This window comes from Paenibacillus sp. SJS-P3 (genome assembly GCF_056711585.1).
On the sequence record NZ_CM160043.1, the window covers coordinates 4071245 to 4097370 of the forward strand.

A 26126-nucleotide genomic window follows, 5' to 3' on the forward strand; every position below is an offset into this window, starting at 1 on the left:
TGTCGAAAGGAAGAGCCTCGGAACTATGCGTACGCCTGTCGAACCTTCAGCCGGTGTCCGACGGAAGCCCTGCTCTTTGTCGAAATCCTCTTTACGGGCGGCAATGAAATCTCATAGGCAAGAAACACACCTATCGGCATGGCCATCCTCACCGAGGGCCGGACTTCGCCCTCTGTGCCATCCCTGTTATACTTGGTGCGAGCGATTGGAGCGGCATGCCCCCTGTCGGACAGGCAGCCCACGGTCCAAGCGGGGCGGCGCTGTACGCTTTGCCCGGTTGCAGGCTCCAGCCCGGAAGCAGGCGGAATTCGCCCGCCGCGCCGTCTCTGCTGCCCGGAACGTACGAAGCCCGCTTGGACGCTTCGCCATGGCAGGTGAGCAGCAGCATGCGTCCGGCGAATAGATCGCATCCAGGATCGGCGGCAAGCTCGACCCGGATCAGATCCGGCTCGATCAAGCGGATTCCTTTGATCTTGAGCGCTTGCCAGGTACTCCCCGCGAATTCGTCCCGGCCGATCCGGCCCCAATCCATATCCGCTGAATAGAGCTGTCCCGGAGTGAACGCATACCCTTCGGGCAGGCGGAACTGCGGAGCCTGCACGCCGTCTTGGAGCTGTGTCCTCTCCACATATCCGGCAAGGAGCGGCAAGCCTCCTTCGGGGCACACCCGCACCGTCTTTCCTTCCAAAGGCGGAACGATCTGATAGTGCCTGCTGCCGCTCACGTTGTCCGGATTCAGCTTCAGCTGCGGGACCGAGGAGTCTGTCCCGGCTTCTTCGGCGCAGACCATCCCGCAATCGGCGACGCCGTCGGCGAGCAGCGACACCACCTCGATCGTGTCGTACGAGATCTGCCGCACATACCGGAAGAACAGGCGGTCTACGCCCGCTTTGAAGCCAAGCTTGTCGCCGCCCCGATAGGAGAGCGTATAACGCTTGCCCGGCTGCTGCAGGGAAGTCGGGACAATGTAGCAGGCCTTCGTTCCCGCCTTCAGCCGGGGCGAACCGGACAGCTCCAGATCGCTTCCAAGCTTGAACGAGGCCCTCGCAGTCTCCGCCTCGAGCTCCTCGTCCACAAGCGGCCTGCTGAATATGACCTGGATCGAGATGGGACTCAGCGCATCAACCTGCAGCAGCTCCTTCGGAAGAAACTTGGCCAGCGGCTTCGGCATGGACTTGATCTTGCCTTCCGGCTCTCCCTTGCCCGCCTTCGGACCGGAGCTCCAGGACCTGCCGAAGAGGCCTCGGCAATCGAAGCCGGCAGGCAAGCCGAATGGAATAGCCGCCGTCAACGCCAAGCCGGCTCCTTGCTGCCGAAGCAGCCGGAAACGTTCAGGGAACGGTTCCACAGGGAAATGTTCGGACACGCCGTCAGCAGAAAACGGTTCATGCACAGGCTCTCACTCCATCTCGATATTTTGACATATGCCTACTTTATGCTTTTGCGGGATTGTTGGTGAGATGGCTTCACGATGGATTTGAAAGGGGACCTGATCATATGAAGGAGAATTGGGAACGAGGAGAAACGCCGCCGGAGCCCGAGCCGCACATCATCCGCGAGCTCGCTGCAGCCGCCTTGCCGGAGCTGCGGCATTGCACGCCTCAGCGCACCGGAGCCGGGCTCAGCAACCTCGTGTACAAACTGGATTCGGGAGGGCATTCCTACGCCCTGAGAATCTACAGGCAGGGTGAGGTTGTCGCGCGCAAGGAAGCGTCCATTTCCCGCTTGCTCGCCGGAAGCCTTCCGTTGCCCCGCCTCCTGGCATCCGACTGGAGCGGCTCGCTCTATCCTGCTCCCTGGGCGATCATGGAATGGATGCCTGGCGTGCTGCTCGCGGAAGAGCTCCGCTCCTGCAGCATCGAGGCCAAGACGGAATGGCATCGTGCAGCCGGCCATACGCTGGCGGCCATCCATGACATCCGGTTCAAGGAAGCCGGCTTCCTGGACGGGGAGCTTGCGGTCAGCGAGCCGCTCGCGTTGAGCGGAGAGGGCTGGCGAGGATTCATCGCGCATTGTCTGGAGACGGCAGCAGGAAATCTGCTGGGAACGGAAACGACGCGGAGGCTTGAGCATTTCGGCATCAGCTTCTCGCCTCTTCTCGACCGGCATGCCATGCAACCCGTACTCGTCCATTCCGACTACAACGCATTGAACGTGCTTGGCGTCCGGACAGGCGGCCGCCGCCAGCTGTCGGCCGTCCTGGACTGGGAATTCGCCTATGCAGGCAGCGCCATGGCGGACATCGGCAACTGGCTCCGCTACGAGCCTCGCGGCACCGCGGCCGAGGAAGCCTTCGCCGCCGGCTACCGGTCAGGCGGAGGCTTTCTGCCGGAGCGGTGGAGAGAGCTGGCGCTGCTGGAGGATATGGTGGCGCTATGCGACTTGCTGAGCCGCTCCGGGGAGCATGCTCCCACCCGCACGGCGGATCTGCGGCGGCTGATCGGCTTCACGATGGACCGGGCCGAAGAAGGGCGGCAGGTCATGATCTAGGCCGTCCGTTCGCCGGCATCCTGACAGTCGGCTCGCCCTTCCAAAAAAAAACGCTCCGCAGCGGAAGGAATCCTCCTTCTGTCTGCGGAGCGTTTTCGTTCTTAAAGCGGATGGAACTCGACCTGGTCGACAATCGGGCGCACCGCAGCGTCCTTCATCAAATCCTCCAGATGGCGGACATGGAAGTTGCCGACGCCGATCGCCTTCACCCGGCCGTCCTTGAACAGCGTCTCGAGAAGCTCAAGCCGTCTGCCTAGCGGCAGGCATCGCTTCAACCTTCGAGCTTTTCTTCTCCAAAAGCAGGCTCCATGCCGTCAAGACGACTGCGGCTGCCACCATGATGGCTCCCGTCCACGTTGTATGGATCAACCCCATATGGTCGGTCACCATGCCGCCAAGCCATGCTCCCAGCGCGATGCCGCCGTTGAATGCGGCGATGTTGACGGCCGAAGCGACATCGACCGCCTTGGGCGCGTAACGTTCCGCCAGCTGCACGACATGGAGCTGGAGTCCCGGCACGTTCATGAAGGCGAACAGCCCCATCGCGAACACCGCGATCAGTCCGGCTGTCTTATGCGGCAGCGCCGCCATCATGACCACAAGAATGACCGCCTGCACGGCGAACATGACGAGCAGGGCCGGCAGCGGCCTGCGGTTGGCCGCTTTTCCCCCGATGAGATTTCCGATTGCGATCGCGATTCCGTACAGAAGCAGGATCAGCGCCGCTGCGGATTCCTTGAATCCGGTTATCTCGTGGAGCAATGGGGATAAATAAGTGAAGACGACAAACGTTCCTCCATAACCGAGCGCCGTGATGAGGAAGGCCAGCACAAGCCTGCCGCTGGTCAATAGCTTGACCTGTTCCTTCAGCGGCGTCCTTTCTCCCTGACGCAAACCTTGACCGGGAACTAGCGCCCATGCCGCTGCGAGAGCGATAATCCCGATGATCACAATGCCGATGAAAGCGGAGCGCCATCCCAGCTGCTGCCCGATGAAGGTTCCGAGCGGAACTCCCGTCACCGTCGCAACAGTAAGACCCGTGAACATAGCCGCGATCGCGCTGGCACGCCTGTCCTCCGGAACCAGATCGGCGGCGATCGTCGAACCGATCGACATGAACACGCCATGCGCGAGCGCCGACAGAACCCGGGCCGCGAGCAGCATGCCGAAGCCGGTCGAGAAGGCGGCCAGGCTGTTGCCGGCGATGAAGACCAGCATGATGGCGATCAACAGCGTCTTGCGGGGAATGGACGAGGTCAGCGATGTCAGCACCGGGGCGCCGAACATGACCCCGAGCGCGTACAGCGTCACGGTCAGTCCAGCCATCGTGACCGGTATGTCCAAATCTCCGGAGATCAGCGGCAGCAGTCCTACGCTGATGAATTCCGTCGTTCCAATGGCAAAGGCGCTGATTGCAAGTGACAGCAGCGCCAGCGTATTTTTTCTCGAGCTTAATGATTGCACTTGAATTCAGCCCCTTTATGTTATCTCTTGCCGGTAGATGTTATTATGGAACTGTTACAACAAATTTAACAGAACGCACTTTCAAGTACCATAGCCACTTTTTAGTTCCTTTTGCGATGCAAGGAGAGTGAAACCGCAACCATGAAAAAATACAATATCGCTGTCGAAGCGACGCTTGACGTCATCGGGGGCAAATGGAAGACCGTGATCCTATGCCATCTGACGAATGGCAAGAAGCGGACCTGCGACTTCCGCCAGCTCATGCCGGACATTTCGCAGAAGATGCTGACCCAGCAGTTGCGCGAGCTCGAGCAGGATGGCATCGTGAACCGCATCAGCTACAACCAGGTGCCGCCGAAGGTGGAATACGAGCTGACCGACTATGGCGAATCCCTTCAATCCATTCTGACCTCGCTATGCGAATGGGGCGATCGGCATCTAGAGAAGACATACGGCAACCGGTTCGAGGCGCTGGAGGAAAACGTCCTGAATCCGCGATGAACCCGACAATGACCGTTCCGATAAGACATTTCATCTAAATAGAAAAAGGCCGGAGCCGCAGACCTTCTGCGTGCTCCAGCCTTTTTTCTGTTGTTCAATCCGCCAGCCGTTCTTCCTCCGCGATGCTCTGGATGCTCTCCGCCGTAATCGTGAACAGGGGATAGTCTTCGTCCTGCTGCTTCCGCAGCGCCCGTTCCTTGAAATACTTCGGACTGCCCTCTCCCATCTCCTCGTCGTAGAACAGCAGCATGGCGTCGGTCTTGCGCAGCAGCAGGCTGTCGCGGGCGGTCAGCTGCCATACGCCCTCATAGGGCTGCTTGCTGACGCTGACATGATGATCGACCTGCCGCAGAATGCCTTCATAATAGGCTTTGCGGTCTTCCTTCCACTTCTCGTCGGGATTGGCGTACGCCGTCATGATCGATATCTTGAGCTGCGGGTAGTCCCGCTTGAGACCGATCGCGGCCTCGCAGGCCCACAGATCGAAGCCATAGCCCCCCGGCGAGATGATCCATTCCAGTCCGTCCTCCAATAAAGGAACGAGACGGTTCTCAACCGCCTTGCGGATGAACGGAATCGCTTCGTGCTTTTGCGAGAAAATGTTCAGCTCATGCGCCCTGTACCCGGTCACGAGCAGATTGGCGATGCTCACGGCAGCCTCCTCATTCCGATGCGGCCTCCAGCAGCAGGTCCGGAGCCTCTCCGGCCGGCAGCTCCTGCACCTTGCGCAGCCTGCGCTCGATCGCGCGGGAACGGACCGCCGCCGCGTCGATGGAGTTGCTTGCCTCCTGCAGCTTCTTCTGCGTCTTGTCGAGCAGATCTCCGAACTTGCCGAACTCCGTCTTCACGGCGCCGAGCACCTGCCACACCTCGCTCGAGCGCTGCTGGATCGCCAGCGTCTGGAAGCCCATCTGAAGGCTGTTCAGCAGCGCGGTCAGAGTCGTGGGTCCTGCGATGACGACCCGGAACTCGCGCTGAACCTGCTCCCACAGGCCGGGGCGGCGCAGCACCTCTGCGAAGAGGCCCTCTACGGGCAGGAACATGATGCCGAAGTCGGTCGTATTCGGCGGATCAATATACTTGTCGCGGATCGACTTCGCCTCCTGCTTGATGCGCGCGTCCAGCTGCTTGGAGCATTCCGCCGCGGCCAGATGGTCGTCCGCGTCCAAGGCGTCCAGCAGGCGCTGATAATCCTCGATCGGGAACTTGGAGTCGATCGGCAGATGGATGAACTGATTGGAGTTATGCTTGTCGGGAATGCGGACGGCGAATTCCACCCGCTCGCTGCTGCCCCGACGCGTAGCGGCATTGCGGTCGTACTGCTCCACCGTCAGCGTCTGCTCCAGCAGGTTGCCGAGCTGGATCTCGCCGAGCGTGCCCCGCGTCTTGACGTTGGTCAGCACCTTGCGCAGATCCCCGACGCCGCTCGCCAGGCTCTTCATCTCGCCGAGTCCCTGATGCACGAGCTCCAGCCGGTCGCTGACCAGCTTGAACGATTCGCCCAGCCGCTGCTCCAGCGTCGCATGCAGCTTCTCGTCGACAGTGGCGCGCATCTGCTCCAGCTTGCGGTTGTTGTCCTCCTGCAGATGCCGGAGCTTCTCCTCCACCGTGCCGCGCATCATCTCCAGCTTCGTTTCGTTCACTCGCGTCAGTTCCGCCAGACGCTCAGAGAAGCTGTCCAGCAGATGCTTCTGCTGCAGCGCCATGTCGTTCATGTTGCCCATAAGCGTGCGGTTCATGGCGTTCATGGAAGCCGCCAGCTCCTCGCGGTTCTGGCGCGCGGCGGCGGCAGCCTCCTGCCGGCCTTGCGCCGCATGCTCCGCCGTGTAGCTGCGGACGTCGTCCCGGATCCGGTCCAGCTCCCGCAGCAGCGACGGGTCTGTCCCGGAGCGGCTCCTGGGACGTGTGATATAGAGCAGCGCGACGGCAGCCAGAATGACGGCCTGCAATCCCAGGATGACATAATTCATGGGCGTTTATCCTTCTCTCAGGTTGATTTGCGGGCGAAATAGGCTTCGAAGCCTTGCGCGATCGCGGCAGCGGCTTCCTTTTGGTACTTCTCCGTCCGCACCTCCGCCTCGTCCTTGGCGTTGCTGAGGAATCCAAGCTCGAGCAGCACCGACGGCAGGCTGTTCTCCCGCAGCACATGATAGTCTCCGAACGAAATGCCGTTCGTGCCGAGGCTCAGCCCTTCCAGAGGGCCTTCCACCGCTCTTGCAAGCGGGACATCCTTGTTCTTGGAGTAATAGAACACCAGCGTGCCGGAAGCCTTGGTAGGAGAGGAATTGTAATGAATGCTGACAAAGGCGTCCGCCGACGCCTGCTCCGCGATCCGGACCCGGTCCGGGAGCGACGGCTTCTCGCTGTCTTTCGTACGGGTCAGAACTACGCTCGCGCCTCTCGCCCGAAGCTCGTCGGCGAGCAGCTTGGATGTGCTGAGCGTAAGATCCTTCTCTTCGGTTTTGTGCGTGGTGCCGATCATGCCGGGATCGTTGCCTCCATGGCCGGGATCGATGACGATCCGCTTGCCCTTGAGGCTCCCCATCGCGCTGCCGGCGGCGGGGCCGCTGCCTCCGCCCATGCTCACCAAAGTCCCGCTGGAGCTTATGTATTGGCTGCTGACCCAGCCGGCCAGCCCGCCCGACGTCTTGACGCTGCTCCATTGCCCGGAGGTTTTGAGCAGGGTCACACGGTCGCCTGTCGTAACGCTCCCGATGACCGAATAGCCGGTGCCGGGGCCGCTGCGCACCCGCACTCCGCTTCCCGTGATGACACTCGACTTCTGGCCTGAAGCGCCGGATAGGGACACGCTAGATGCCGAGCCCGACGTTCCGGAGCCGGAGGCCGACTTGACCAGGTAGTGGCCCGCCGCCCATCCGGTGAGACCCTGTCCGCTCACCTTCATCCAGCCGAATTGCTCGTCCGTAACCTGAACCGTCGCTCCTTGGGTCAAATACCCTTTGACGGCTGCTTTCCGATCCGGTTCCTTGAGGACAGGCAGCGACTTGGTCGCGACCTTGTACGATACCGCTGCCGCAGCAACCGCGGCCGAGGGCGGTCCGGCAGGCACGCTTGCCGCCAATACCAGAGCGGCCAGCAGGACAACCAGCCATCTTCTCATTCCATGCGCTCCCTTCCGCTTGCAGAATTTAGTAGACATCCATGAAAGCTTCGTCCTGCGCGGAGTCATAGCGCAGATGAAGCTCCTTTCCGTCGAGATACCAGAGCTGGTCCTCTTCCATGAAGAAGACAAGCCCTTCCTCCTCCTGCCGCAAGCCGGGCCGGCGCGATTCGTCCTTCATGATTCCGAGCGACAGCCCCGGCTGCACGCTGCCGCAGCCTCCCAGACGCACGAAGACGCGCAGCTGGTCGCCTTCCTGCAGATTCAGCTCTTGCTTATACCAGCGGGCCGCTTCCGGATCGACCGTCAGCTTCATATGGGCGGCTCCCCTTTCTTTCCACTCTATCATTCAGTGTTTGCTAGATTTGCAATTAGTATAACAAAGGGAGCCCGATCGGGCCACCGGATGAAAAGTTTCTAACCCGGAGGAAATAAAATCCAGCATCGGGAAAACCGTTTCTCTTCCCATCAGGTCTAATAGATAGTGGATGAAATGAATGAGGACGCAGCGAATAGCCGCGCCGAATTGAGAACAGGCGCCTTGAGCACTAGCCGAAGCGTCTGACTGGAGGACGCAGATCCATCATGGATAGAACACGACTTGCGGCCGCGGCCGTAAAAGGAGACGAAACGGCATTTATCCAGCTGATGGACGCAGAGCGGCAGCGAATGTACCGGATCGCGGCGGCATACCTCCAGCGGGAAGCCGATATAGTAGAGGCCGTGCAGGAGACGGTATGCCGGGCCTGGCTGAAGCGGCGCCATCTGCGCCAGCCGGAGTTCATGACGACATGGCTCGTGCGAATTCTGATCCGGGTATGCTCTGACGAGCTAGCCCGCCGCAAGCGGATGGAGGCGACAGGCAGCATCCATGAGCAGCTGGAGCAGGACGGCGCCTCGCGATTGCCGGACGAAGCCTCCGAGGCGGACGGCAGGCTCGATATGGATGAAGCGGTGAGAAGGCTGGATCAGCCGTACCGCGACGTCATCGTCCTGAAGTACCGGGAGGATATGACGCTGACGGAAATCGCCGGCATTCTGGGAAAGCCTGACGGAACCATCAAAACTTGGCTTCACAAAGCTCTGAAGATGCTGCGTGCGGCGCTCGCCGCAGCGGAGAAAGGAAAGGAGGAAACGACAAATGGCTCATGAGCCGGGACGGAATGCAAAGCTGCCGGGGGAAGGTGATCGGTGGAAGGGTGCTGCAGGCGCAATGAAACCCGATTGCGGTGATGGCGCGAAAGGAATCCAAGCCGATAGCCTCGTGGAGCAGGAAGGTCAGATAGGTGATGCCGGCTCAATAGCGGACAGCTTGGAGAATGGACTGTCGAGACCGGGAGAATTCACAGTCCCGATACCAGGTTCCCCGGAGGACGACAGGCTCCGCGCCGCCATCCGCGAAGGACTCGATCGAGGCAAGAGCCGCTCGGTTCCCCGTCGGCGCAAGCGGTGGTCGCTCGGCGCCGCCTCGCTGCTGCTTGCTCTCGTGCTGGTTACGGCCGGCGCCGCCAAGGTATCCCCTGCTTTTGCCCGCGCCCTGCAGCAGATTCCCAGTCTCAGCGGCTTCCTCAAGCTGATCGGCGAGGACTCCGCCCTGCTCAGCGCAATTGACAAGGACCTTCTCCAGCCCGTCGGCAAGACGGTGGAGAATAAGGGAAAACGGCTCACGGTGGATGCCCTGATCGCCGATGACCGGCGTCTGGTCATTTTTTACACCACCAATATGACGGCGGGCTGGGAAAAGAGCGTCAAGATCAAAGTCCTGGACGAGAAGGGAAAAGAGCTTGCGGGAAGCATCCGAACGAATCACTCCGCTATGGGGAAAACGGCTTCCCAGCCGAGAGGGCCTCAGGACTACGTGGACGTCCTGCTGCAGCAGGGCGAGACGATGCCGGATCGGGTCACGCTCAAGGCCGAGCTGGATGGGACCATGCTGGAAACCGATCTCGACATCGACACCGGCCGGTTCGCAGGCATGGCGAAAACCTACGAGCTGAACAAGACACTTTCCATCGAAGGCCAGAAGCTCACGATCGTCCGGGCTCGGCAGACGCCGCTGCAGATGGAGATTACGCTGCGCAAGGATCCCGCCAATACCAAGGAGATCAAAGGCTTCCTCAACCTGCGGTTGATCGACGGAACCGGCAAGCAATGGATCGATAATACCGGATTCCTCGGAAATGAAATCATGTCCCTGGCGTTCCAGAACAGCTATTTCGACTCTCCCGGCAAACTCACTTTGCACGCAGATGGGTTTTATATGTTCCACAAAGGGCAGAAAGTGGTCGTCGATACGGAAAAGAAACAAGTGCTTCAAGCTCCGGATTCCAGGCTGAAAATAGACGGGAGCAGCAGCTCCATTCAAGATTACCGATCCGATTATCAAGTCATGGCTCTGGAATTGACCGCCTTGGATCCGAACGATCGCCACTACATCGGCTATAATATGCTGTCCAATACGTTTACCGATGGCCAAGGCGTCGTCCATAAGCTTGCTTACCCGGACCGATTCCAAGCAAGCGAATCGGAAACGAGCAAAGATGCCGTGACTCTGTTCTACCCGCTTCCAAATGAGAGCTATCCTCAGCCGCTCACCTTCGATGTCGAAGATTACCCCGGCTACGCAAAAATGCCCATCGAAGTGGAGCTGATGCCGAAACAAAAGTAAAGCGATGCATCCAGCGGCAATCCAAGAGCACCATGCCGCAGCAATAAATTCCGCAGATGAAAAAAGCCCGGCCGCCGCCGAAGGGCAGCAGGCCGGACCATCAAGTCCTATTGGTTCCAATAACGCCGCGAAGCGCAATGCTCGCGGTACAGCTCATAGTTCTCGTCGAACTTGACGAGCTCCACGCAGCGCCCCGTACGGGGCGAATGGATCATCCGCCCGCCGCCTGCGTAGATGCCGACATGGTGGACTCTCCCTTTGCCTTCTTCATAAGCGAAGAACAGCAGGTCGCCCGGAGTCAGGTCCTCCCGGTCGACCGCCTGCCCTTCCAGCGCCTGGTCGGAGGCGTCTCTCGGAATGGCGATGCCGGCCGCCCGGTGCATGCTGAACGCCAGGCCCGAGCAGTCGTAGCCGAGCGACGACATGCCGCCCCACAGGTAGGGAAGGCCGAGAAAACGGCGTGCCTGCTCCACGATGAAGCGGCCGGCATGATCGCCGCGGCCGCCGGCCGATTGACGGCTGACAGCCGCAACGTCGGCATCGCCGCGCTGGAGCCAGCCCTTGCCGCCTTCCGGCAGCAGCACCGTCAAGCCTTCGGCGTCATCCTCCGCGACCGGCAGCCGCGTGAGATAGCTCAGCTCCATGAGCCGCTTGGGCGCGCCGCCTCCAGCATCGTCCGGGTCGGAATCGAGCAGCCAGGCAGTGTCGGCGGTGACCACGGCGCAGCGGCCGGATGCCCGCTCCCCTTCCTGCCGCTCCTCGCTCTTTCGGCAGGCTCCGTCCGGAAACGCTCCCGGAGAAGGGAAAGCCAGCTGCGCCAGAGGCACCCAGCCGGGATAGCCGAGAGGCTCCTTGCAGGTGCTCTGCCCCGGAATGAATACACGAGCCCAGCCCTCCTTCTCCTCGGCCACGAGCACGCGCTCGCCATAGAGCAGCTGCGTCTGCACCCGATTTTTCTCGCAAAGGTCCAGGCGGTCGTCCACCGTCATGGAAGACAGCCAGCCGCGCAGTTCAGCCGGATTGGCCAGCGCCGGACCATCCAGCTCCCGCGGCGAGCCCGGTCCCGTCCATACGGTCGCGACAGGCACCGCCGCGCGCGCTTCCCTCAAAGCCGCGCTCATGATACCGCCGCCCCCGGGCTGGCCGCGACGCGCACATCCCGGATGCCCAGTCCCGGCGCATCCGGGAACGTCATGACGCGGCCGTCGTAGCGGACGCCTCCGTCGACGATGTCGCTCCTCAGCAGCAGAGGAGCGTCGAAATCAAAGCGGGTGATGTTCTTTTTGCTCGCCGCCAGATGGGCAGCCGCCGTCACCGCCACCCGCGATTCGATCATGCTGCCGACCATGCATTCCACGCCGTACTGCTCCGCCATGCCGTTGATGAGCTGGGCTTTGTAAATGCCGCCGGACTTCATCAGCTTGATGTTGATGAGATCGGCCGCCCGCATCTGGAGCACGCGCAGCGCCTCCGCCGGCGAAAAGACAGCCTCGTCCGCCATGATCGGAGTCTGGACCGAGTCGGTGACCGCCTTCAGCCCCTCAATGTCGTGGGCTTTGACCGGCTGCTCCACCAGCTCGATGTCGAGTCCGAGATCCTCCATGCGGCGGATCGCCCGGACGGCGTCCTTCACCTGCCAGCCCTGATTGGCGTCGAGGCGGATCTTCACCCCGCCGCCTACGCGGCTGCGGATTTCGCGGATGCGCTCGATGTCCTCCTGCACATCGTCCTTGCCGACCTTGATCTTGAGCACGTTGAAGCCTTCCCGGACGCAGCTCGCGGCATCCTCGCCCATCTCCTTGGGCGAGTTGACGCTGACCGTGAAGTCCGTCTCCAGGCGGTCCTTGTAGCCGCCGAGGAATTGGTACAACGGCAAGCCGCAATGCTGGGCGACCAAGTCATAGATCGCCATGTCCACAGCCGCCTTCGCGCTGCTGCTGCCGACCATCGCTCCGTGCACGCTCTGCAGCAGGCGCTCGTATCCGAGCAGGCTTTGCCCGACGAGCAGCGGGGCGAACGTCAGCCGGATCGCCGACTCGATGCTCTCGAGGCTGTCGCCGGTAATGACGATCGTGGACGGCGCCTCTCCCCAGCCGACGCGGCCGTCGCGGTCCCGGATCCGGACCAGGATGGATTCCTGGTCGTGCACGGTGCGCAGCGCGGTTTTGAACGGCTTGTGGAGAGGGGTCGACTGCCTCATCACCTGTATGCTTTCAATGTTCATGCTGTTGTCCTCCTCATGCGGCTGGGCGGGATGCTCTAAGCCGGCTCTGCGCCGTCCGAGAATCCGGATTCGTTGAAAACAAGGCTTCGGCCGCTCGTGTTCAGTACAGCTTCCACCCCAAGCGGAACGGCGATATTGGGCGAGCAGTGCCCGATTCGGAAGCCAGCCATAGCCGGCTTGCCGGCCGGCACGATGTAATCCGCCAGAACTTCGTCGAGACTCAGAGACTCCTTGCGCTTTGAAGGCTCGCAGTTATGGAAGTCGCCGACGACGATGCCGGCGGCATCATCCAGCTTGCCGGCCTGCTTCAGCTGGCACAGCATCCGGTCGACGCGGTAAGGCTCCTCGTCGATGTCTTCGATCAGCAGCAGCCTGCCCCTCGTGTCGATCTCGTACGGCGTTCCCAGCGTGCTGACGAGGAGCGACAGATTGCCGCCGGCAAGCGGGCCTCTCGCTTCGCCCGGAACCAGCACCCGAAGGGGAGCGATTTCTTCCGTATAGTGAAGATTATGCGGGGCGAGAAGACCGTTATACCCCTCCAGCGTAAGCGGATGGGGACGGGCATGGCCGGCTCCGTCCTCGCCATCCGGCAGCTCCTTCAAGTCGATCATCATCGGCCCGTGGAAGGTGACCAGGCCGCTGAGCCGCCCGATCGCCGAATGGAGAAACGTAATATCGCTGTACCCCCAGAAAATCTTGGGGTTGCGCCGGATCATGCCGTAGTCGAGCCGATCCGCAATGCGTGCCGTCCCGTATCCGCCGCGCGCGCAGATGATGGCGGCGATGTCCGGATCTGCGAACAGTCCGTTCAGCTCCTCCGCGCGCTCTTCGTCGCTTCCGGCCAGGTAGCCGCGGCGCAGCGAGAGCGTCCGGCCGAGCTTCACGTTCAGGCCGAGGCGCCGCAGATGGCCTGCGGCAGCCTCCGCCTGCTCCCGGTCGCCCGGACTAGCGGGGGCCGGAATTCCGACCGTGTCGCCGGGCTGCAGCTTGCGCGGGCGGATCAGGCCCGGACGGCTCACTTCAGCTCCGCCCATTTGAAGTCGATGAAGCCGAATGGATGGCGCACGACGCCGGACAGCTTGTCGCTCTCGAGATTGACCGTGTTGTAGAAGTACAGCGGCAGAATCGGAGCCTCGTCGATCAGGATGGCCTCGGCTTCATGCATCATCTCAAAGCGCTTCTTCTCGTCGCTCTGCTGGTAAGCGCCCTTGATCAGCTCGTCGTACTTGGCGTTCTTCCATCCCGTACGGCTGAACGGATTGTCCGACTGGAAGCCGTCCAGGAAGTTGATCGGATCCGCGAAGTCAGGCAGGAAGGAGGAGCGGGACAGCTGCAGCTGCAGCTTCTTCTGCTCGGCGACCATCACCTTGCTTTCCTTGCTCTCCAGCTTGACGTCGACGCCGAGATTGTCCTTGAACATCGCCTGCATCGCTTGGGCGACCTTTTGGTTGATGTCGTTCGTGCTGTAGGTCAGCGTAATGTCCGGAAGCTTGGAATAGCCGGCTTCCTGCATGCCCTTGGCGAGCAGCGCCTTGGCATCGGCCGCGTCGAACTTCAGCAGATCTCCGCCCTTCTCGCGGAAATCGCCTCCGGCCGCATCCTCGAGGCCCGGGGAAATGAAGGCGACGGCCGGCTTGTGCTTCTGGCGAAGCACGAGATCGACAAGCTGCTGGCGGTCGACCGCTTCGGCGAACGCCTTGCGGATGTTCATGTTGTTGAACGGCTCCATCGTGACGTTGAAGCGATAGAACGCCGTGCCCGCCGCCTCTTCGACCTTGACCTTGTTCTCTTCGAACAGCTTGTCGGCCATGTCGGACGGAATGCTGCCGGTCGTGTCGAGCTCGCCGGATTGGAAGAGCTGGTAGGCGGTATTCGTATCGTTGACCATTTTATAGGTGACGCCGCCCAGCTTCACGCTGGATGCATCCCAGTAATCCTTGTTCTTGACCATCTTCAGCTCGTCGTCATGCTTCCATTCCGTAATCGTGAACGGTCCGTTGCCGACGATCGTCGCCGCTTCGCCCGCCCACTTCGCATCCTTCTCGACAACGGCCTGGTTGACCGGGAAAAAGGCCGGGCTCGCCGTCATCTGGATCAGCCAGGCCGCCGGATGGGCCAGCGTGACTTCAAGCGTCTTGTCGTCCGTCGCCTTGATGCCGACAGCATCGGCGGAGCCTTTGCCGGAATTGTACTCCTCCGCGCCTACGATCGGATAAGCGAGGAAGGCCGCGTCGGAGGCCGTGTCGGGGTTCAGCAGCCGCTTCCAGGCGTATTCGAAGTCGGATGCCTTCACGGGATCGCCGTTGGACCATTTGATGCCGTCGCGCAGGGTGAAGGTGTACTTCAGGCCGTCGTCGGACACTTTCCATTCCTTCGCCATCGCCGCTTCCGGCTTCTGGTCCTTGCCGAGGCGGGTCAGCCCCTCGAAGGCGTTGTTCACCACGTCGTAGGAAATCTGGTCGAAGCCGATCGGCGGATCGAGGGAAGTCGGCTCCTTGCCGTTGTTGTAGCGGAGGATCTTGCCGGAGGCTTCTCCGGTGCCTCCTCCATCGTTGCCGTCTCCGCAGCCGGCCAGAATCGTTCCTGCCAGCAGCACGCAGCTGATCAACGTAACAGACATCTTTTTCATGGACATGGTCGTGGTTCTCCCCTTTTATTCGAATAGTGGGATATAAGTCGTTGCACGCCTCGCTTCACTCCGCCGGCGGATGATCCTTAAGATCGCTGTCGCTTCTACATCATCATTCCACCCGCTGCGTCCACTGAGGTCGCAAACGAAGTCATATCGCCGATGTCTCATCTGGTCAGACGGCCTGCCTCTAATCTGTCTGCCGCAGGCCTGGCGCGGCTCCCCTTGTCCCCCCTTCGCTCCGAATAAAAAGCGGCTAAAATGATGTGGAACAAACGGCTCCCGGCCGCAGCCCAGCGAAAGGCTAGCCGATCGCGGCCGACCGTCCGGCCGCGGAAGACGGCGGAGCCTGCTGCGCCCGAGGATCCTCCAGCCAGCAGGACACCGAATGGCTGCCTCCTACCTGCGTCGCTGCCGGATGATGCAGCCGGCACACTTCCATCGCAAGAGGGCATCGAGCCGCGAAGGCGCAGCCCGGCGGCGGCGCAAACAGATCCGGCGGCGTGCCCGGAATCGGCTCGAGCTGGCGAGAGCGGTCTCGGTCGAGCCGCGGCATCGAGGCCAGCAGCCCCCTCGTGTACGGATGCCGGGGTCTGCGGAACAGTTCCCGAACGGAGCCAGACTCCACAATCTCGCCGGCATACATGACGCAGACGCGGTCGGCCGTTTCGGCTACGACGCCCAGATCATGGGTAATCAGCACGATGGAGACGCCGGTCTTCTGCTGCAGCATCCGGAACAGCTCCAGAATCTGGGCTTGAATCGTCACATCGAGAGCTGTCGTCGGCTCGTCGGCGATGAGGAGCGACGGATTGCAGGAGGCGGCGATGGCGATCATGATGCGCTGCCTCATCCCGCCGCTGAACTCTCCCAGATATTGCTTCAGCCGTGTTTCCGGACTCGGAATGCCGACCAAGCGGAGCATTTCCACCGCGATCCTGCGCGCTTCCGATCTCGGCACCTTGCGGTGCAGGGCGATGCTCTCGATCAGCTGCTCTCCGACGGTGAGCGTCGGGTTGAGCGCCGTCATCGCATCCTGGAAGATCATCGAAATTTCCGCGCCGCGCAGCTTCCGCAGCTCCTTTTCCTTGAGCCGCGTCAGGTCCCGGCCCTTCCAAACGATGCGCGAGTCCTTGCCGAGCTTCGACGTCTGTTCCGGCAGCAGCCTCATCAGGCTGCGGGCGGTGACGCTTTTGCCGCAGCCCGATTCCCCGACGATGGCCAGCGTCTCGCCTTCGCGAAGCTGGAGATCGACTCCGCGCACCGCCTGCACCTCTCCGCCGTGGGTCCGGAAGCTGACTCGCAGATTTTCGACGGCCATCAGGGTTTTGCCGGGCGTCCTGTCTTCAGCTTCCTTCGGTTCACGGCTCGCCGGCTTTTCCCTAGCTGCCGTTTCGGACGGTACCGTCCGGCTTCCATAGGCTGCGGAAGGCTGCTCCGACGGGTCGTCCGCCTTTTCCCTGGCCGGGACTTCGGGAGCCGCGACTGGGGATATCGACGCTTTTTTGGACCGTCTCCACATGCTCATGACCTCCTCTGCCTAGGGTTGAAGATATCCTGCAGGCCGTCGCCGACCAGATTGAACGCCAGCATCGTCATGGAGATGAAGAATGCCGGGTAGAACAGCCTCCACCAATGGCCGGAGAGGATGACGCCGAGCGCGTCGCTCGCCATGACGCCCCAGCTCGCGAGCGGCGGCTGGATGCCGAGGCCGAGGAAGCTCAGGAACGCTTCCGCGAAGATGGCCGAAGGCACGGAGAACGTAATCTGCACCATGATGACGCCCATCGCGTTGGGCAGCAGATGCTTGCGGATGATATGCCAGCCGCTGGAGCCGATCGAACGGGAAGCCAGCACATATTCCGACGATTTCAGCGTCAGCACCTGGCCGCGGACGACGCGGGCCATTCCGATCCATCCCGTCGCGCTGAGCGCGACGATGATCGTCAGCAGGCCCGGCCCCATGATGACCATGAGCAGAATGACGATGAGCAGATAGGGAACGCCGTACAGCATATCCACGAAACGCATCATCAGATTGTCTGCGCGGCCGCCGACATACCCGGCGATGCCCCCGTACACGATGCCGATGATGAGGTCGATCAGGGTGGCCATCAGGCCGATGAACAGCGAGATGCGGGCTCCGTAGAGAATGCGGGCGAATACGTCCCGGCCCAGGTCATCCGTGCCGAACCAATGCTCGGCGGACGGGCTCATGTTCGCATCGGTGAGGACTTGCATAGAATAGCTCTGGTCCGTCAGCATCGGGCCGAATACAGCGAGAATGGCGAGCAGGATGATGATGACGGCTCCAGCGAACGCGAGCTTGTTGGCCAGCAGCCGGTTCCACGATTCCTTCCAGAAGCCGAGGCGGGGCCGAACGATCGCTTCCGCATCCACGGCGGAGCGGTTCATCGGGACAAACAGGGAATCCGGTACGCTCATGCTCAGCCCTCCTTCCGGTGCAGCTTGATGCGGGGATCAATGAGGCCGTAGGCGATATCGACGAGAAACATCATGAACAGCAGCAAAGCGCTGTAGAACACGGTCGTGCCCATGATGACCGAGTAATCGCGGTTGTTGATGCCGTCCACGAAATACTTGCCCATGCCGGGAATGGCGAAAATCTTCTCGATGACGAAGCTTCCCGTCAGGACGTTGGCGATCAGCGCCCCGAGCAGGGTGACGACCGGCAGCACCGCGTTGCGCAGCGCATGCTTCGTGACGATGACGAACGGATGCAGTCCTTTGGCGCGGGCCGTCTCGATATAATCGGAGGTGAGCACCTCCACCATGTTGGCCCGCGTCATGCGGGCAATGATGGCGATGGGACCGGTAGCCAGCGCCAGCCCCGGCAGCACGGCGTGGCGCCAGGTTCCCCACATGGCGACCGGCAGCAGATGCCATTCCACAGCCACGTATTTGATCAGCAGCGTCGCCACGACGAAGTTCGGCACCGCGATGCCGAGCACGGCGAGCACCATGGCCGCCTGGTCGATCAGCCGGTTCTTGTACAGGGCGGCGACCGTACCGAGCGCGATGCCCGCGACGATGGCGAACAGGATCGCGATCATGCCGAGCTGGAAGGAAACGGGGAAGCCGCGGCTGATCATCGAATTCACGCTGTCGGGGAAATGCCCGATCGACGGACCGAGATCCAGCTTGAGCAAAGACTTCAGATAGAGCACGTATTGAACGCCAATCGGCTCGTCCAGATGGTAATAAGCCATCATGTTCTGCACCGCAGTCGGGTTGCTGTTCTTGCCGTCCTTGTCGAACGGGGACCCCGGCACGGAATGCATGAGGAAAAAGGTCACCGTGATGATCAGCCACAGCGTAACCAGCATGGAGACAAGCCGCTTCAGGATGTAAGATGCCACCTTCTGTCACTCCCCTTAATCGGTCTGGCAAAACGTCTTAGCAGTAATTGGTTCTTGTCGCCAGCTCAATCATGACCAGCATGGCCCGGTACGCTTCGAGAATGTCCTTGGCCTGGAAGGAGACGACCGGGCTGTTGCCCTCGATCCGGGTTCCCGGCATCAGGTTCGCCCATTCGGCTTGTCCGTAGTTCGCGAATTCGATCGACAGATGCGGGTGCTCCGGCGAAGCCAGCGGCTTGACGCGGGAGCGGTTGTCGAGAGCCTCCTTCGTCTTCTCCCTCAGCAGCTGGCCAGTCTTGTCCGGAGTCAGGCACAGAGCCGCCGTTCGCGAAATCGCCTTCTTGACGACTGCCGTCGTCACCCCCGGGAGCAGCGCCTCCGCCTCCACCGCCGTCTCGTCGTCGCCTGCCACGAGCAGGACGGGGACGCCGTAATGGCCGGCTACCATGGCGTTGAAGCCGAGCTCGCCGATGGCGGTGTCACCTATGTACATCTTTGTCACGCCGAAAATCATCGAATGGCTGAGAACGCCGCGGGTGGCCGCCATCGTATGGTAGCCGAGAAAGGCGGCTCCGCCGAACGATGCATCGAGCCCCTGCACCATGGAGTACGGCTTGACGTCTCCGGTGATGAGCTGGGCGTCGGGATGCAGCCTTTCGATCAGCAGGTTGTTCATTTTGGAATGGCTGTCGTTGACGATCACTTCGGAGCAGCCTTCGTCGAATGCCGTGCCGATGACATGGTTCGCCTCGTCCGTCATGATGACCTGGCCGCGAGGGTAGCTGCGCTGGCTCGAATCGACGTGCGTGCTGTCCACAAGACCTGTTATGCCTTCCATGTCTACCGAAATATAGAGCTTCATTGGCCATCCTCCCGGAATATAAGAAATGATCGATCGAATAAAGAGTATGAAAAAAACCCAGACCAACAGCCGGGGACATGCTTGTCCCTGGGTCCGTTGGCTGGGTTTTATTTACGTGCATGCCGGAATGTCCCGCCATACGGATAAATAAAGCAGCGTACGCTGTACCGGAAGTAGGCGCCGAGGCCTGCTCTTCTAGTCATTGAGCGTGGATTTGAATTTTTTGGAGGCGTCCTTGAAGGCGACGATCAATGCCTTCTGCGAAGAGCCGTGGTACCTGCTCCGGATTTCCTCGGCCACCAGCTCCACGTCCAGGACGGAGTGGCCGATGAAGATCGAGCGGACAAACTCCGAAGTGAGCGGAATGGTGGAGGAGCAGCCGGCATCGATGATGATCCCGGATTCCTTCCCAACGACGAGCCCGATGAAAAAAGCGCTGTACTGCTGGGTGATCGGATTGTTCACGGATGACTGGGCATCGCCTATGAGATACAGCGTGTTCTTGTCGAAAGGCATCCGTCATTCTCCCTTGTCTGCTTCATGCGCCGTATTGATGTTAATTATTCTAACATCGACTCGAGCGGGTTGTAAATGAGAAATCCTGCTAATGGCCCATGCCGATTCGGCGATGACTGCGGCCGACCGGCAAGCACCGACATGTCATGCACTTCCAACGGCAATTCCCGGTTCCCGGTTCAGGCTTCGCTAAGGCGTCCTTGCAGGCTCCCGGTCCATGCTGTGCTAAAAAGGCGGCCTTGCAGGCTCCGGGCAAAGACACCGCTAACGCTCATTCTTTTTCCGCAGGAATATGTCGGCCATCGCAGCCGCCAGATCGGTCTCCGCGGCGGTGAACACATGGCCTTCCTTGGCGTCGTCCAGCCCGTTCATGGCGTAGATCATGCCGATCCCTGCTTCGGGATCGAAATACATTCCGCTGCGCAGCCCATAGGCGTCGCCGGCATGGCCGATCATCAGCCTGCCGGGCATGAGGTCATGCGTCCGCTGAAGCTGCAGGCCGCCTTCCCGATAGAAGCCTTCCTGCGGAACTCTCGACCACTGCCGGGCCTGCATCTGCTCCGCCGTCTCCTTGCGGAGAATCCGGACTCCGCTGCGCTCGCCCTTGCCGGCCAGCATCTCCAGCCAGCGGGAAAGATCCGCGATGGTCGTCCGGAGGCCGCCATGCGGCCCGAACAGCGATCCATTGACCCCAGGAACATAAACCCGCAAGTCCGTCAGCTCCGGCAGCCTGCCTCGGAATGCGTCTGCGGCCGGAGCATAATCTCCGGCATCGGCATCGTACTCATAGAGGACCGCGATCCGGTCGGGCTCCTCGAAATCCTGCAGGTTGAAGCTGGAATCCCGCATGCCGAGCGGCTCGAAGAGATGCTTGCGGCAATAGCGGTCGAAGCGCTCGCCGCTCTGCCGCTCGATGATCGTAGCCAGGATAATCGCGCCAAGGTTGGAGTATTCATAACCGGCCGGGTCCCCCGGCGGCTTATCCCCCCACAGCTTGGCTGGATGCCATTGTCCTCCAGGAACGATCAGCTCGGAGAGCGGAATCATCGGATCCTGGCGGGAAGCAGCCGCGAATCCGGCGTATTCGTCGCGCAGTCCCGATGTATGGGTCATCAGCTGCCGCAGCGTAACCGGCTGGTCGGGAAAGGCCGGATTGCGGAGCGGAAGGCCGACGAGCTTGCCTGCGTCGTCGTCCAAGCCGCATAACCCGCGGTCCACGAGCTGGAGCATCGCGGCCGCCGTGACCGTCTTGGATATGGAGGCGATGCGGAAGATCGTCTTGTCCGACACCGGCAAGCCTCTTTCCTTGTCCGCCAGTCCCAGACCTCCGCTCCAGACGAGCCGTCCGCGTATCAGAAACGCACAGGCCATGCCGACGATGCGGCGGCGATCCATCGTTTCCTGCAGCCTCAAAGCTACTTTGTCAGGTTTGCTCATGCGATGCGTTCAGCCTCCTTTTGAAGTTGCGTTTGTCGTCCAGGAGACCTGTATAGCGTTTACATTCTATTAAATTATGACTTTTCGTCCCCTAAAACGTCAATAGGCTAAAGGAAAATAATAAAGGCCGTTTGCCTCATCGGCAAACGGCCAGCGAATCAAGCGCCTTCTCTTTCCTGCTGTTCCCGGAGCTGCTGGATGATCTCCTCGGGGATATCGTCCTGCTCGATCCGGCGGTTGACGTAAGCGATGAACGGAACGGCAAGCTCCGGATCGAACTGCGACCCTGAGCAAGCCTGGATCTCCTCCACGGCCTCCGCGAACGTACGGGTCCGCTGGTAAGGACGCTCGGTCGTCATCGCGTCAAAGGAATCGATGATGCAAAGCAGCCGCGCCAGCTTCGGAATCTCCGTCCCCTTGAGCCCATGCGGATAGCCCGTCCCGTCATAACGTTCATGATGCAGCTCGACAAGCGGCACGAGATCCGAATAGGTTCCCGATGCGAGAAGGAACTCCTTGCCGAAGGTGACATGCTGCTTGACGAGCTCCCATTCTTCCTTGGACAGCTTCGCTCTCTTGGTCAGCACTTCCCTCGGAATCTCCAGCTTGCCGATGTCATGGATAAGCGCGCCGAGAATGAGCGTCCGCCGCTCCTCCTCGTTCAGGCCGAGCTTCTCCGCCATGTCCACCGCGTAGGAGAACACCCTCTTGGAATGCTTGAACGTGTAGACATCCTTGGAAAGGAATACCCGGATCTGCTGCTCCAGCTCGTTGATCTCATGCTCGAACTTCTGCGGCAGATAGGTTTGCTCCCCGTAGATCGTCACCGTGTTCTTGCCTTTGGACTTGGAAATGTACATCGCCCGGTCGGACAAGCCGACAAGCTGCGATTTCTCGTATGTATCGGCATTCATCTCCATGACGCCGGCCGAGAACGACACGCATCCATGCGGGAGAATTTCGACGCCTTCGAACGGAGAGTTGTTCACCGTCTTGCGCAGCTGGTTGATGAATTTGCGGGCTTCGTTTTTGCTATAGCCCGGCATGATGACCGCGAATTCCTCTCCGCCGTAGCGGGCGCAGACGAATTCATGAGGCTCGCATTCCGCCTTGATGATGGAGCCGACGAAGCTGAGCAGCTTGTCTCCTTGCGGATGTCCATAGAGATCGTTGTATTTCTTGAAGTCGTCGAGATCAAGCATCGCGAAGGAGAAGATCTTCCCATCCTCGCGGTAGGTTTTTATGAAGTCATCCAGCTTCTCTTCCAGGTAGCTGTGGTTGTACAGCCCCGTCCGCTGGTCCTTGTTGGCTTTGTCGTTGATTTCGTGGTACATGAGGAAAAGCTGTTTGAAGACGTGGGACAGCAGCGTAGCGATAATCAAGAACAGGAAAAGACCAAAAAGACGGGTATAAATGAGTAAGATAACCAGAATCATCGACAACAGTAAAATGCTGAGATAGGCAAAGAGAACTTCCTTGATAAACATTCGAAGGATTTCGACGAGCCTTCCTTTGTAGACCAAAAAATAATAGGTTCCAATCAAAAGGACGTTTATAGAGAAGTAGGCCGCAAGCGAAACAATGAACGCAGACAAGTAAGATGTCTTAAAGGTTCCTGTTGCTCCGCCAAGCTGTAAATAGACGTAATTGGCAACTACTATCATAATGGTATACATGGATAGGTTCAGGAAATGCTTCCACCACTTGGTATCCTTGTGATTGAAAACAATGATAAACGCACTTATCGTCAATGTGAGCAGGGCTGGCTCTACTCCGTATACAAATACGGTCGCCAAAAAAATAGTGGAGTCCATGGATTGACGGTGCCCTTCAGGCGGGAGTTGAAACATGAAGTAGTCAAGCAAGACGACTCCTGCAGTCATGGCGTAAATAGTGATCCATCTGTCGTTAGAAATGGTGATCCCGACAGGAAGAAAGTAAGAAAGCAATAATAGACCACCCATTAAAGATAGCAGAACTACATAGAGGTATGAGGGGGTTTTAAGTGCAACTGCAATAGCTTTCAACTGTTTCATCCTGGCTCTCCCTCTTAACGGGTAAATATTAAAAAGGAAACAGAACAATTATTCCGTTTCCTTTTTTTTGAAATATTAAAATACCTTAAGTCCCGAAGTCAGCGCAACTCCCAAGGAAGCAATGATGGCAAGATTAAAGAGAATGACTTTAACATTGACTTTTTTCATATTCGTCACCTCCTTTCAAGCTTCAAAGCCCCTTTTTTCAAGATCAAGCCGCTTCTGTGCGAGGCTGCTCTTCATGAGTTTTATGGGAAGACATTTGCGATGTAATATAGAAGAAGATACCTATATTCATGATTACATCTCCAATACTGATGGCCTGCCTTCTTGGATAAGGAGGACCCAAAGGTATGATGTCTCCCAGAAACGAGAGTCTAGTTGAACTATCGAGAAGAATATGCTTGTACAGTACATCTCCGTTCCTCAGCATTTCAATATAATGAGGATCAAGTACGGAGGCAGCCTCCAGCGACACCGGCATTCTTCCGCCGTTCACTAGCATGACCAGGAAATTCAGAAAGACGCCAATAAAAAGTAAATGAATTCCCTTGTAAGAGCGGTTTACGTAGAGGAGAGAAAGACCTGCAACATAAACGAGCATATAAAAATAGGAATTGAATCGAGCGAAAAAGGACACATAATCTTGCAGATAGAACAAACCGAACTGGACAATAAGCAGCAGCGGAAAAACCCAACCGCCCTTGATGCGGGTATTGCCGAGAGCGATCAAGCCGCTCTTCCAGCCTGCCCGGATAAACCCGATGACAAGGCCGATAAGGATGCCATCATAGACCATAGCGGTTACTCCTTCAGAATATTACGGCAATCGACGACAATATCAATATTGCAGTAAAGTTCTACAATTACCAACATTTGCATTTAGTCATTGCCATTATAGAATGCATAAAGACAACCCGTCAATATGAACTAAGTAGCATAACCTATTTTTTTTTGCACAGAGGTCCTATTGACTTCGCATTAAAAAACCGGTTCCCAACCAAACGGAGCCGGTTTTTATTGAATCTATAGACCTAATTTTATGAATATTTTAAACCATTAGGACTATATATAATTCATATTTATACATAAAATTCCATATTAAGGACGATTCTTCTTCAGCCTTTGACGGCACCCGCCGTCATGCCCTTCATGATCTGTTCCTGGAAGACCAGATAAGCGGCGATGTCTTCCGGCGGGTAACCAGCTTGCCGCCTGGCACTCGCACCGTAATATCAGTCTTCTTCAGTCCGCCTGAAGCCGACAGCCGAAAAAAGCGCAAAAAAAGAATTCGGCCCAATGGCCGAATTCCTTTAGTCATGCTTCCCGCAGCTTTGGAGCTTTGCACAAGTGCATGCTTCGCTACGAAGTCCTCGACTACTAAGCTGCCGCGCATTCTTCCTCCTGCCCGCTCAACTGTCATGCATGCGCAGCCGCCAAGCGTCCCGCCTGGAGAAGAGCCGCGGCGTCCGCCACTTCGGCCGATTGGCCCAGCATCCGGATGATCGCATGCACGGCCCGGTCCGCGCCATGCTCCGGCTTGTTCAGCGATGCGTTCTTGCGCAGGCGGGCGCGCAGCGCGTCCTCCGCGATGACCTGGCGCAGCCGCCGCATGAGATCCGACTTGGAGCGGGCTTCCACCGCCGCTCCCATACGCGTCAGATAAGCCGAGTTCTCCTGCTCCTGTCCCGGAATCGGCTTGAACAGAATCATCGGCAGCTCCTGGGACAGAGCCTCGGAGACGGTGAGGCCGCCCGGCTTCGTCACCATGACGTCGGCTGCCGCCATGAGCTCATGCACGTAGTCGATGAATCCCGTCACCAGGATCCGATGCGGTCCGCCCATGCCTTCCAGCCGTTTCTCCAGCTGGCGGCGCAGCTTCTCGTTGCGCCCGCAGACGAAGACGTACTGGGCGGGCGGCATGTCCTCGGCGGAATCCAGCAGCGTCAGCAGCCGGCGTCCGATCAAGCCGTCGCCCCCGCCCATGACGAGAACGACCGGCAGCGAGGGGCTGAGTCCATGCTTGCGCCGCAGCTCCTGACGGTCGTATGCCCGTCCGAAGGAGAAGCGGACGGGCATGCCGGTGACGGATACGGCTCCCGCCGGTATGCCAAGCTCCGTCAGGGAGCGCTGGATCGACTCGGAGCCGACGATGTACCGGTCCGTGCCGGGATGCAGCCAGTAGCTGTGCCGCGCGTAATCGGTCATCACCGTCGCCGTGGCGACCGAGGTCAGCCCGGCCGTCTTGAGACGGGACATCGCGGCTGCTGCGGGCGGGAAGGTGCTGACCACGACCGAGGGCCGGAATTCCTCCAGCAGCTCCATCATCCGCCCCGAGCGGAACGTGCGCATCTGCTTGAACATCCCGGACAGGCGGTTCTCGTCCCGGGTCGCGCGGTACAGGTATCCGTACAAGGACGGCAAGCCCTTGACGCCTTGCATGTAGAAGAATCTTCCTACGGAGTGCGTCCTCGGATGCGTCCATTGCATGAAATCCACGACCCGGACAACGGCGTCGGGATATTGCCGCGCCGCCGCTTCGGCAATGGCTCTGGCCGCCTGGTTGTGGCCGTCGCCCAGCGTCCCGGTCAAGACCAGGATCCTCTGCTGGCTTATAGGTACCAAAGGGGGTTCCTCCTTCAAGATCTTAGCCGGTGGCAGCTTCCGCTTATACATACGGCTCGTTCGGCCGAAATAGTCTTCTTCCGCTTGCCCTGCCCGCAAGATGTCGTCTGGAACCAGCTTACCGCGATCGGGCGCTTGAGGCATACCGTCTGTGGAATGTTCCTGTCCTGGAC

Annotated in this window: 23 protein-coding genes and 1 pseudogene; 4 read left to right on the forward strand and 20 right to left on the reverse strand. The window is 59.6% G+C overall.

Going from position 1 to position 26126, the window contains the following annotated elements; translation table 11 throughout:
• Positions 1–148 precede the first annotated feature (148 nt).
• Complete coding sequence (locus AC06G8_RS18780; protein WP_480283540.1) at positions 149–1291, reverse strand: hypothetical protein; 1143 nt, start codon at positions 1289–1291, stop codon at positions 149–151.
• 206 nt (positions 1292–1497) lie between these two features.
• On the opposite strand from AC06G8_RS18780, the gene AC06G8_RS18785 reads away from it, so the two are divergent.
• A complete protein-coding gene (locus AC06G8_RS18785; RefSeq protein ID WP_480283541.1) occupies positions 1498–2490 on the forward strand; it encodes a phosphotransferase family protein in 993 nt (330 codons plus the stop codon).
• A gap of 107 nt (positions 2491–2597) precedes the next feature.
• Here AC06G8_RS18785 and AC06G8_RS18790 read toward each other — a convergent pair.
• Together AC06G8_RS18790 and AC06G8_RS18795 are read right to left on the reverse strand one after the other, a co-directional pair.
• Positions 2598–2726, reverse strand: a pseudogene (locus AC06G8_RS18790) (aldo/keto reductase); the annotation flags it as partial.
• 4 nt (positions 2727–2730) lie between these two features.
• Complete coding sequence (locus AC06G8_RS18795) at positions 2731–3954, reverse strand: MFS transporter (RefSeq protein WP_480283542.1); 1224 nt, start codon at positions 3952–3954, stop codon at positions 2731–2733.
• 141 nt (positions 3955–4095) lie between these two features.
• On the opposite strand from AC06G8_RS18795, the gene AC06G8_RS18800 reads away from it, so the two are divergent.
• Positions 4096–4455: a winged helix-turn-helix transcriptional regulator gene (locus tag AC06G8_RS18800; RefSeq protein WP_447664397.1), complete on the forward strand. Its 360-nt coding sequence runs from the start codon at positions 4096–4098 to the stop codon at positions 4453–4455.
• A 94-nt stretch (positions 4456–4549) separates the two neighbouring features.
• Here the strand turns inward: AC06G8_RS18800 and AC06G8_RS18805 are convergent, their stop codons facing one another.
• From AC06G8_RS18805 to AC06G8_RS18820, 4 genes are read right to left on the reverse strand one after another with little or no spacing between them, the layout of a single operon-like run.
• Positions 4550–5101 carry an SLOG family protein gene (locus AC06G8_RS18805; protein WP_480285467.1) on the reverse strand — a complete coding sequence of 184 codons (552 nt, stop codon included), beginning with the start codon at positions 5099–5101 and terminating at the stop codon, positions 4550–4552.
• A gap of 16 nt (positions 5102–5117) precedes the next feature.
• Positions 5118–6425 carry a DNA recombination protein RmuC gene (locus AC06G8_RS18810; RefSeq protein ID WP_480283543.1) on the reverse strand — a complete coding sequence of 436 codons (1308 nt, stop codon included), beginning with the start codon at positions 6423–6425 and terminating at the stop codon, positions 5118–5120.
• Between the two features lie 17 nt (positions 6426–6442).
• On the reverse strand, positions 6443–7576 hold the full coding sequence (locus AC06G8_RS18815; protein WP_480283544.1) for an N-acetylmuramoyl-L-alanine amidase: 1134 nt from the start codon (positions 7574–7576) through the stop codon (positions 6443–6445).
• A gap of 28 nt (positions 7577–7604) precedes the next feature.
• Positions 7605–7892, reverse strand: coding sequence for a HesB/YadR/YfhF family protein (locus tag AC06G8_RS18820; RefSeq protein WP_447664394.1), 288 nt, complete (start codon positions 7890–7892; stop codon positions 7605–7607).
• 269 nt (positions 7893–8161) lie between these two features.
• Here AC06G8_RS18820 and AC06G8_RS18825 point away from each other — a divergent pair, with 269 nt between their 5' ends.
• Both AC06G8_RS18825 and AC06G8_RS18830 read left to right on the forward strand, forming a co-directional pair.
• Positions 8162–8728: a sigma-70 family RNA polymerase sigma factor gene (locus tag AC06G8_RS18825; RefSeq protein WP_480283545.1), complete on the forward strand. Its 567-nt coding sequence runs from the start codon at positions 8162–8164 to the stop codon at positions 8726–8728.
• The gene (locus AC06G8_RS18830; protein ID WP_480283546.1) at positions 8718–10244 is read left to right on the forward strand and encodes a DUF4179 domain-containing protein; all 1527 of its coding nucleotides are present in this window, start codon (positions 8718–8720) and stop codon (positions 10242–10244) included. Before AC06G8_RS18825 ends, AC06G8_RS18830 begins: the two co-directional genes overlap by 11 nt.
• Before the next feature lie 107 nt (positions 10245–10351).
• Here the strand turns inward: AC06G8_RS18830 and AC06G8_RS18835 are convergent, their stop codons facing one another.
• The 13 genes from AC06G8_RS18835 to AC06G8_RS18895 all read right to left on the reverse strand — a co-directional run bounded on the left by AC06G8_RS18835 (position 10352) and on the right by AC06G8_RS18895 (position 25953).
• Positions 10352–11365, reverse strand: coding sequence for a C40 family peptidase (locus tag AC06G8_RS18835; RefSeq protein ID WP_447664393.1), 1014 nt, complete (start codon positions 11363–11365; stop codon positions 10352–10354).
• Positions 11362–12468 carry a dipeptide epimerase gene (locus AC06G8_RS18840; protein ID WP_447664392.1) on the reverse strand — a complete coding sequence of 369 codons (1107 nt, stop codon included), beginning with the start codon at positions 12466–12468 and terminating at the stop codon, positions 11362–11364. The genes AC06G8_RS18835 and AC06G8_RS18840 overlap by 4 nt, the downstream gene beginning before the upstream one ends.
• A gap of 35 nt (positions 12469–12503) precedes the next feature.
• Positions 12504–13487 (reverse strand): S66 peptidase family protein, encoded by a 984-nt coding sequence (locus AC06G8_RS18845; RefSeq protein WP_480283547.1) that lies wholly within the window; start codon positions 13485–13487, stop codon positions 12504–12506.
• The gene (locus AC06G8_RS18850; protein WP_447664413.1) at positions 13484–15097 is read right to left on the reverse strand and encodes a peptide ABC transporter substrate-binding protein; all 1614 of its coding nucleotides are present in this window, start codon (positions 15095–15097) and stop codon (positions 13484–13486) included. Before AC06G8_RS18850 ends, AC06G8_RS18845 begins: the two co-directional genes overlap by 4 nt.
• 304 nt (positions 15098–15401) lie before the next feature.
• On the reverse strand, positions 15402–16418 hold the full coding sequence (locus AC06G8_RS18855) for an ABC transporter ATP-binding protein (protein WP_480285468.1): 1017 nt from the start codon (positions 16416–16418) through the stop codon (positions 15402–15404).
• 203 nt (positions 16419–16621) lie between these two features.
• A complete protein-coding gene (locus tag AC06G8_RS18860) occupies positions 16622–17542 on the reverse strand; it encodes an ABC transporter permease (protein ID WP_480283548.1) in 921 nt (306 codons plus the stop codon).
• 2 nt (positions 17543–17544) lie between these two features.
• Positions 17545–18477, reverse strand: coding sequence for an ABC transporter permease (locus tag AC06G8_RS18865; protein WP_076359292.1), 933 nt, complete (start codon positions 18475–18477; stop codon positions 17545–17547).
• A 37-nt stretch (positions 18478–18514) separates the two neighbouring features.
• Positions 18515–19339: a M55 family metallopeptidase gene (locus AC06G8_RS18870; RefSeq protein WP_447664389.1), complete on the reverse strand. Its 825-nt coding sequence runs from the start codon at positions 19337–19339 to the stop codon at positions 18515–18517.
• A gap of 195 nt (positions 19340–19534) precedes the next feature.
• Positions 19535–19855 carry a DUF3870 domain-containing protein gene (locus AC06G8_RS18875; RefSeq protein WP_447664388.1) on the reverse strand — a complete coding sequence of 107 codons (321 nt, stop codon included), beginning with the start codon at positions 19853–19855 and terminating at the stop codon, positions 19535–19537.
• A gap of 264 nt (positions 19856–20119) precedes the next feature.
• Positions 20120–21292: a serine hydrolase domain-containing protein gene (locus AC06G8_RS18880; protein WP_480283549.1), complete on the reverse strand. Its 1173-nt coding sequence runs from the start codon at positions 21290–21292 to the stop codon at positions 20120–20122.
• 158 nt (positions 21293–21450) lie between these two features.
• On the reverse strand, positions 21451–22674 hold the full coding sequence (locus tag AC06G8_RS18885; protein ID WP_447664386.1) for a bifunctional diguanylate cyclase/phosphohydrolase: 1224 nt from the start codon (positions 22672–22674) through the stop codon (positions 21451–21453).
• Between the two features lie 865 nt (positions 22675–23539).
• Complete coding sequence (locus AC06G8_RS18890; RefSeq protein ID WP_480283550.1) at positions 23540–24127, reverse strand: DUF5317 domain-containing protein; 588 nt, start codon at positions 24125–24127, stop codon at positions 23540–23542.
• Positions 24128–24747: 620 nt separating this feature from the next.
• Complete coding sequence (locus AC06G8_RS18895) at positions 24748–25953, reverse strand: MGDG synthase family glycosyltransferase (RefSeq protein ID WP_480283551.1); 1206 nt, start codon at positions 25951–25953, stop codon at positions 24748–24750.
• Between the last annotated feature and the right edge of the window lie 173 nt (positions 25954–26126).

Coding starts and splice junctions, on each gene's coding strand:
- AC06G8_RS18785 (WP_480283541.1), top strand. CDS start 1,498: ATGAAGGAGAATTGGGAACGAGGAGAAACGCCGCCGGAGCCCGAGCCG.
- AC06G8_RS18800 (WP_447664397.1), top strand. CDS start 4,096: ATGAAAAAATACAATATCGCTGTCGAAGCGACGCTTGACGTCATCGGG.
- AC06G8_RS18810 (WP_480283543.1), bottom strand. CDS start 6,425: ATGAATTATGTCATCCTGGGATTGCAGGCCGTCATTCTGGCTGCCGTC.
- AC06G8_RS18815 (WP_480283544.1), bottom strand. CDS start 7,576: ATGAGAAGATGGCTGGTTGTCCTGCTGGCCGCTCTGGTATTGGCGGCA.
- AC06G8_RS18820 (WP_447664394.1), bottom strand. CDS start 7,892: ATGAAGCTGACGGTCGATCCGGAAGCGGCCCGCTGGTATAAGCAAGAG.
- AC06G8_RS18825 (WP_480283545.1), top strand. CDS start 8,162: ATGGATAGAACACGACTTGCGGCCGCGGCCGTAAAAGGAGACGAAACG.
- AC06G8_RS18830 (WP_480283546.1), top strand. CDS start 8,718: ATGGCTCATGAGCCGGGACGGAATGCAAAGCTGCCGGGGGAAGGTGAT.
- AC06G8_RS18835 (WP_447664393.1), bottom strand. CDS start 11,365: ATGAGCGCGGCTTTGAGGGAAGCGCGCGCGGCGGTGCCTGTCGCGACC.
- AC06G8_RS18840 (WP_447664392.1), bottom strand. CDS start 12,468: ATGAACATTGAAAGCATACAGGTGATGAGGCAGTCGACCCCTCTCCAC.
- AC06G8_RS18850 (WP_447664413.1), bottom strand. CDS start 15,097: ATGAAAAAGATGTCTGTTACGTTGATCAGCTGCGTGCTGCTGGCAGGA.
- AC06G8_RS18855 (WP_480285468.1), bottom strand. CDS start 16,418: ATGGCCGTCGAAAATCTGCGAGTCAGCTTCCGGACCCACGGCGGAGAG.
- AC06G8_RS18860 (WP_480283548.1), bottom strand. CDS start 17,542: ATGAGCGTACCGGATTCCCTGTTTGTCCCGATGAACCGCTCCGCCGTG.
- AC06G8_RS18870 (WP_447664389.1), bottom strand. CDS start 19,339: ATGAAGCTCTATATTTCGGTAGACATGGAAGGCATAACAGGTCTTGTG.
- AC06G8_RS18875 (WP_447664388.1), bottom strand. CDS start 19,855: ATGCCTTTCGACAAGAACACGCTGTATCTCATAGGCGATGCCCAGTCA.
- AC06G8_RS18880 (WP_480283549.1), bottom strand. CDS start 21,292: ATGAGCAAACCTGACAAAGTAGCTTTGAGGCTGCAGGAAACGATGGAT.
- AC06G8_RS18890 (WP_480283550.1), bottom strand. CDS start 24,127: ATGGTCTATGATGGCATCCTTATCGGCCTTGTCATCGGGTTTATCCGG.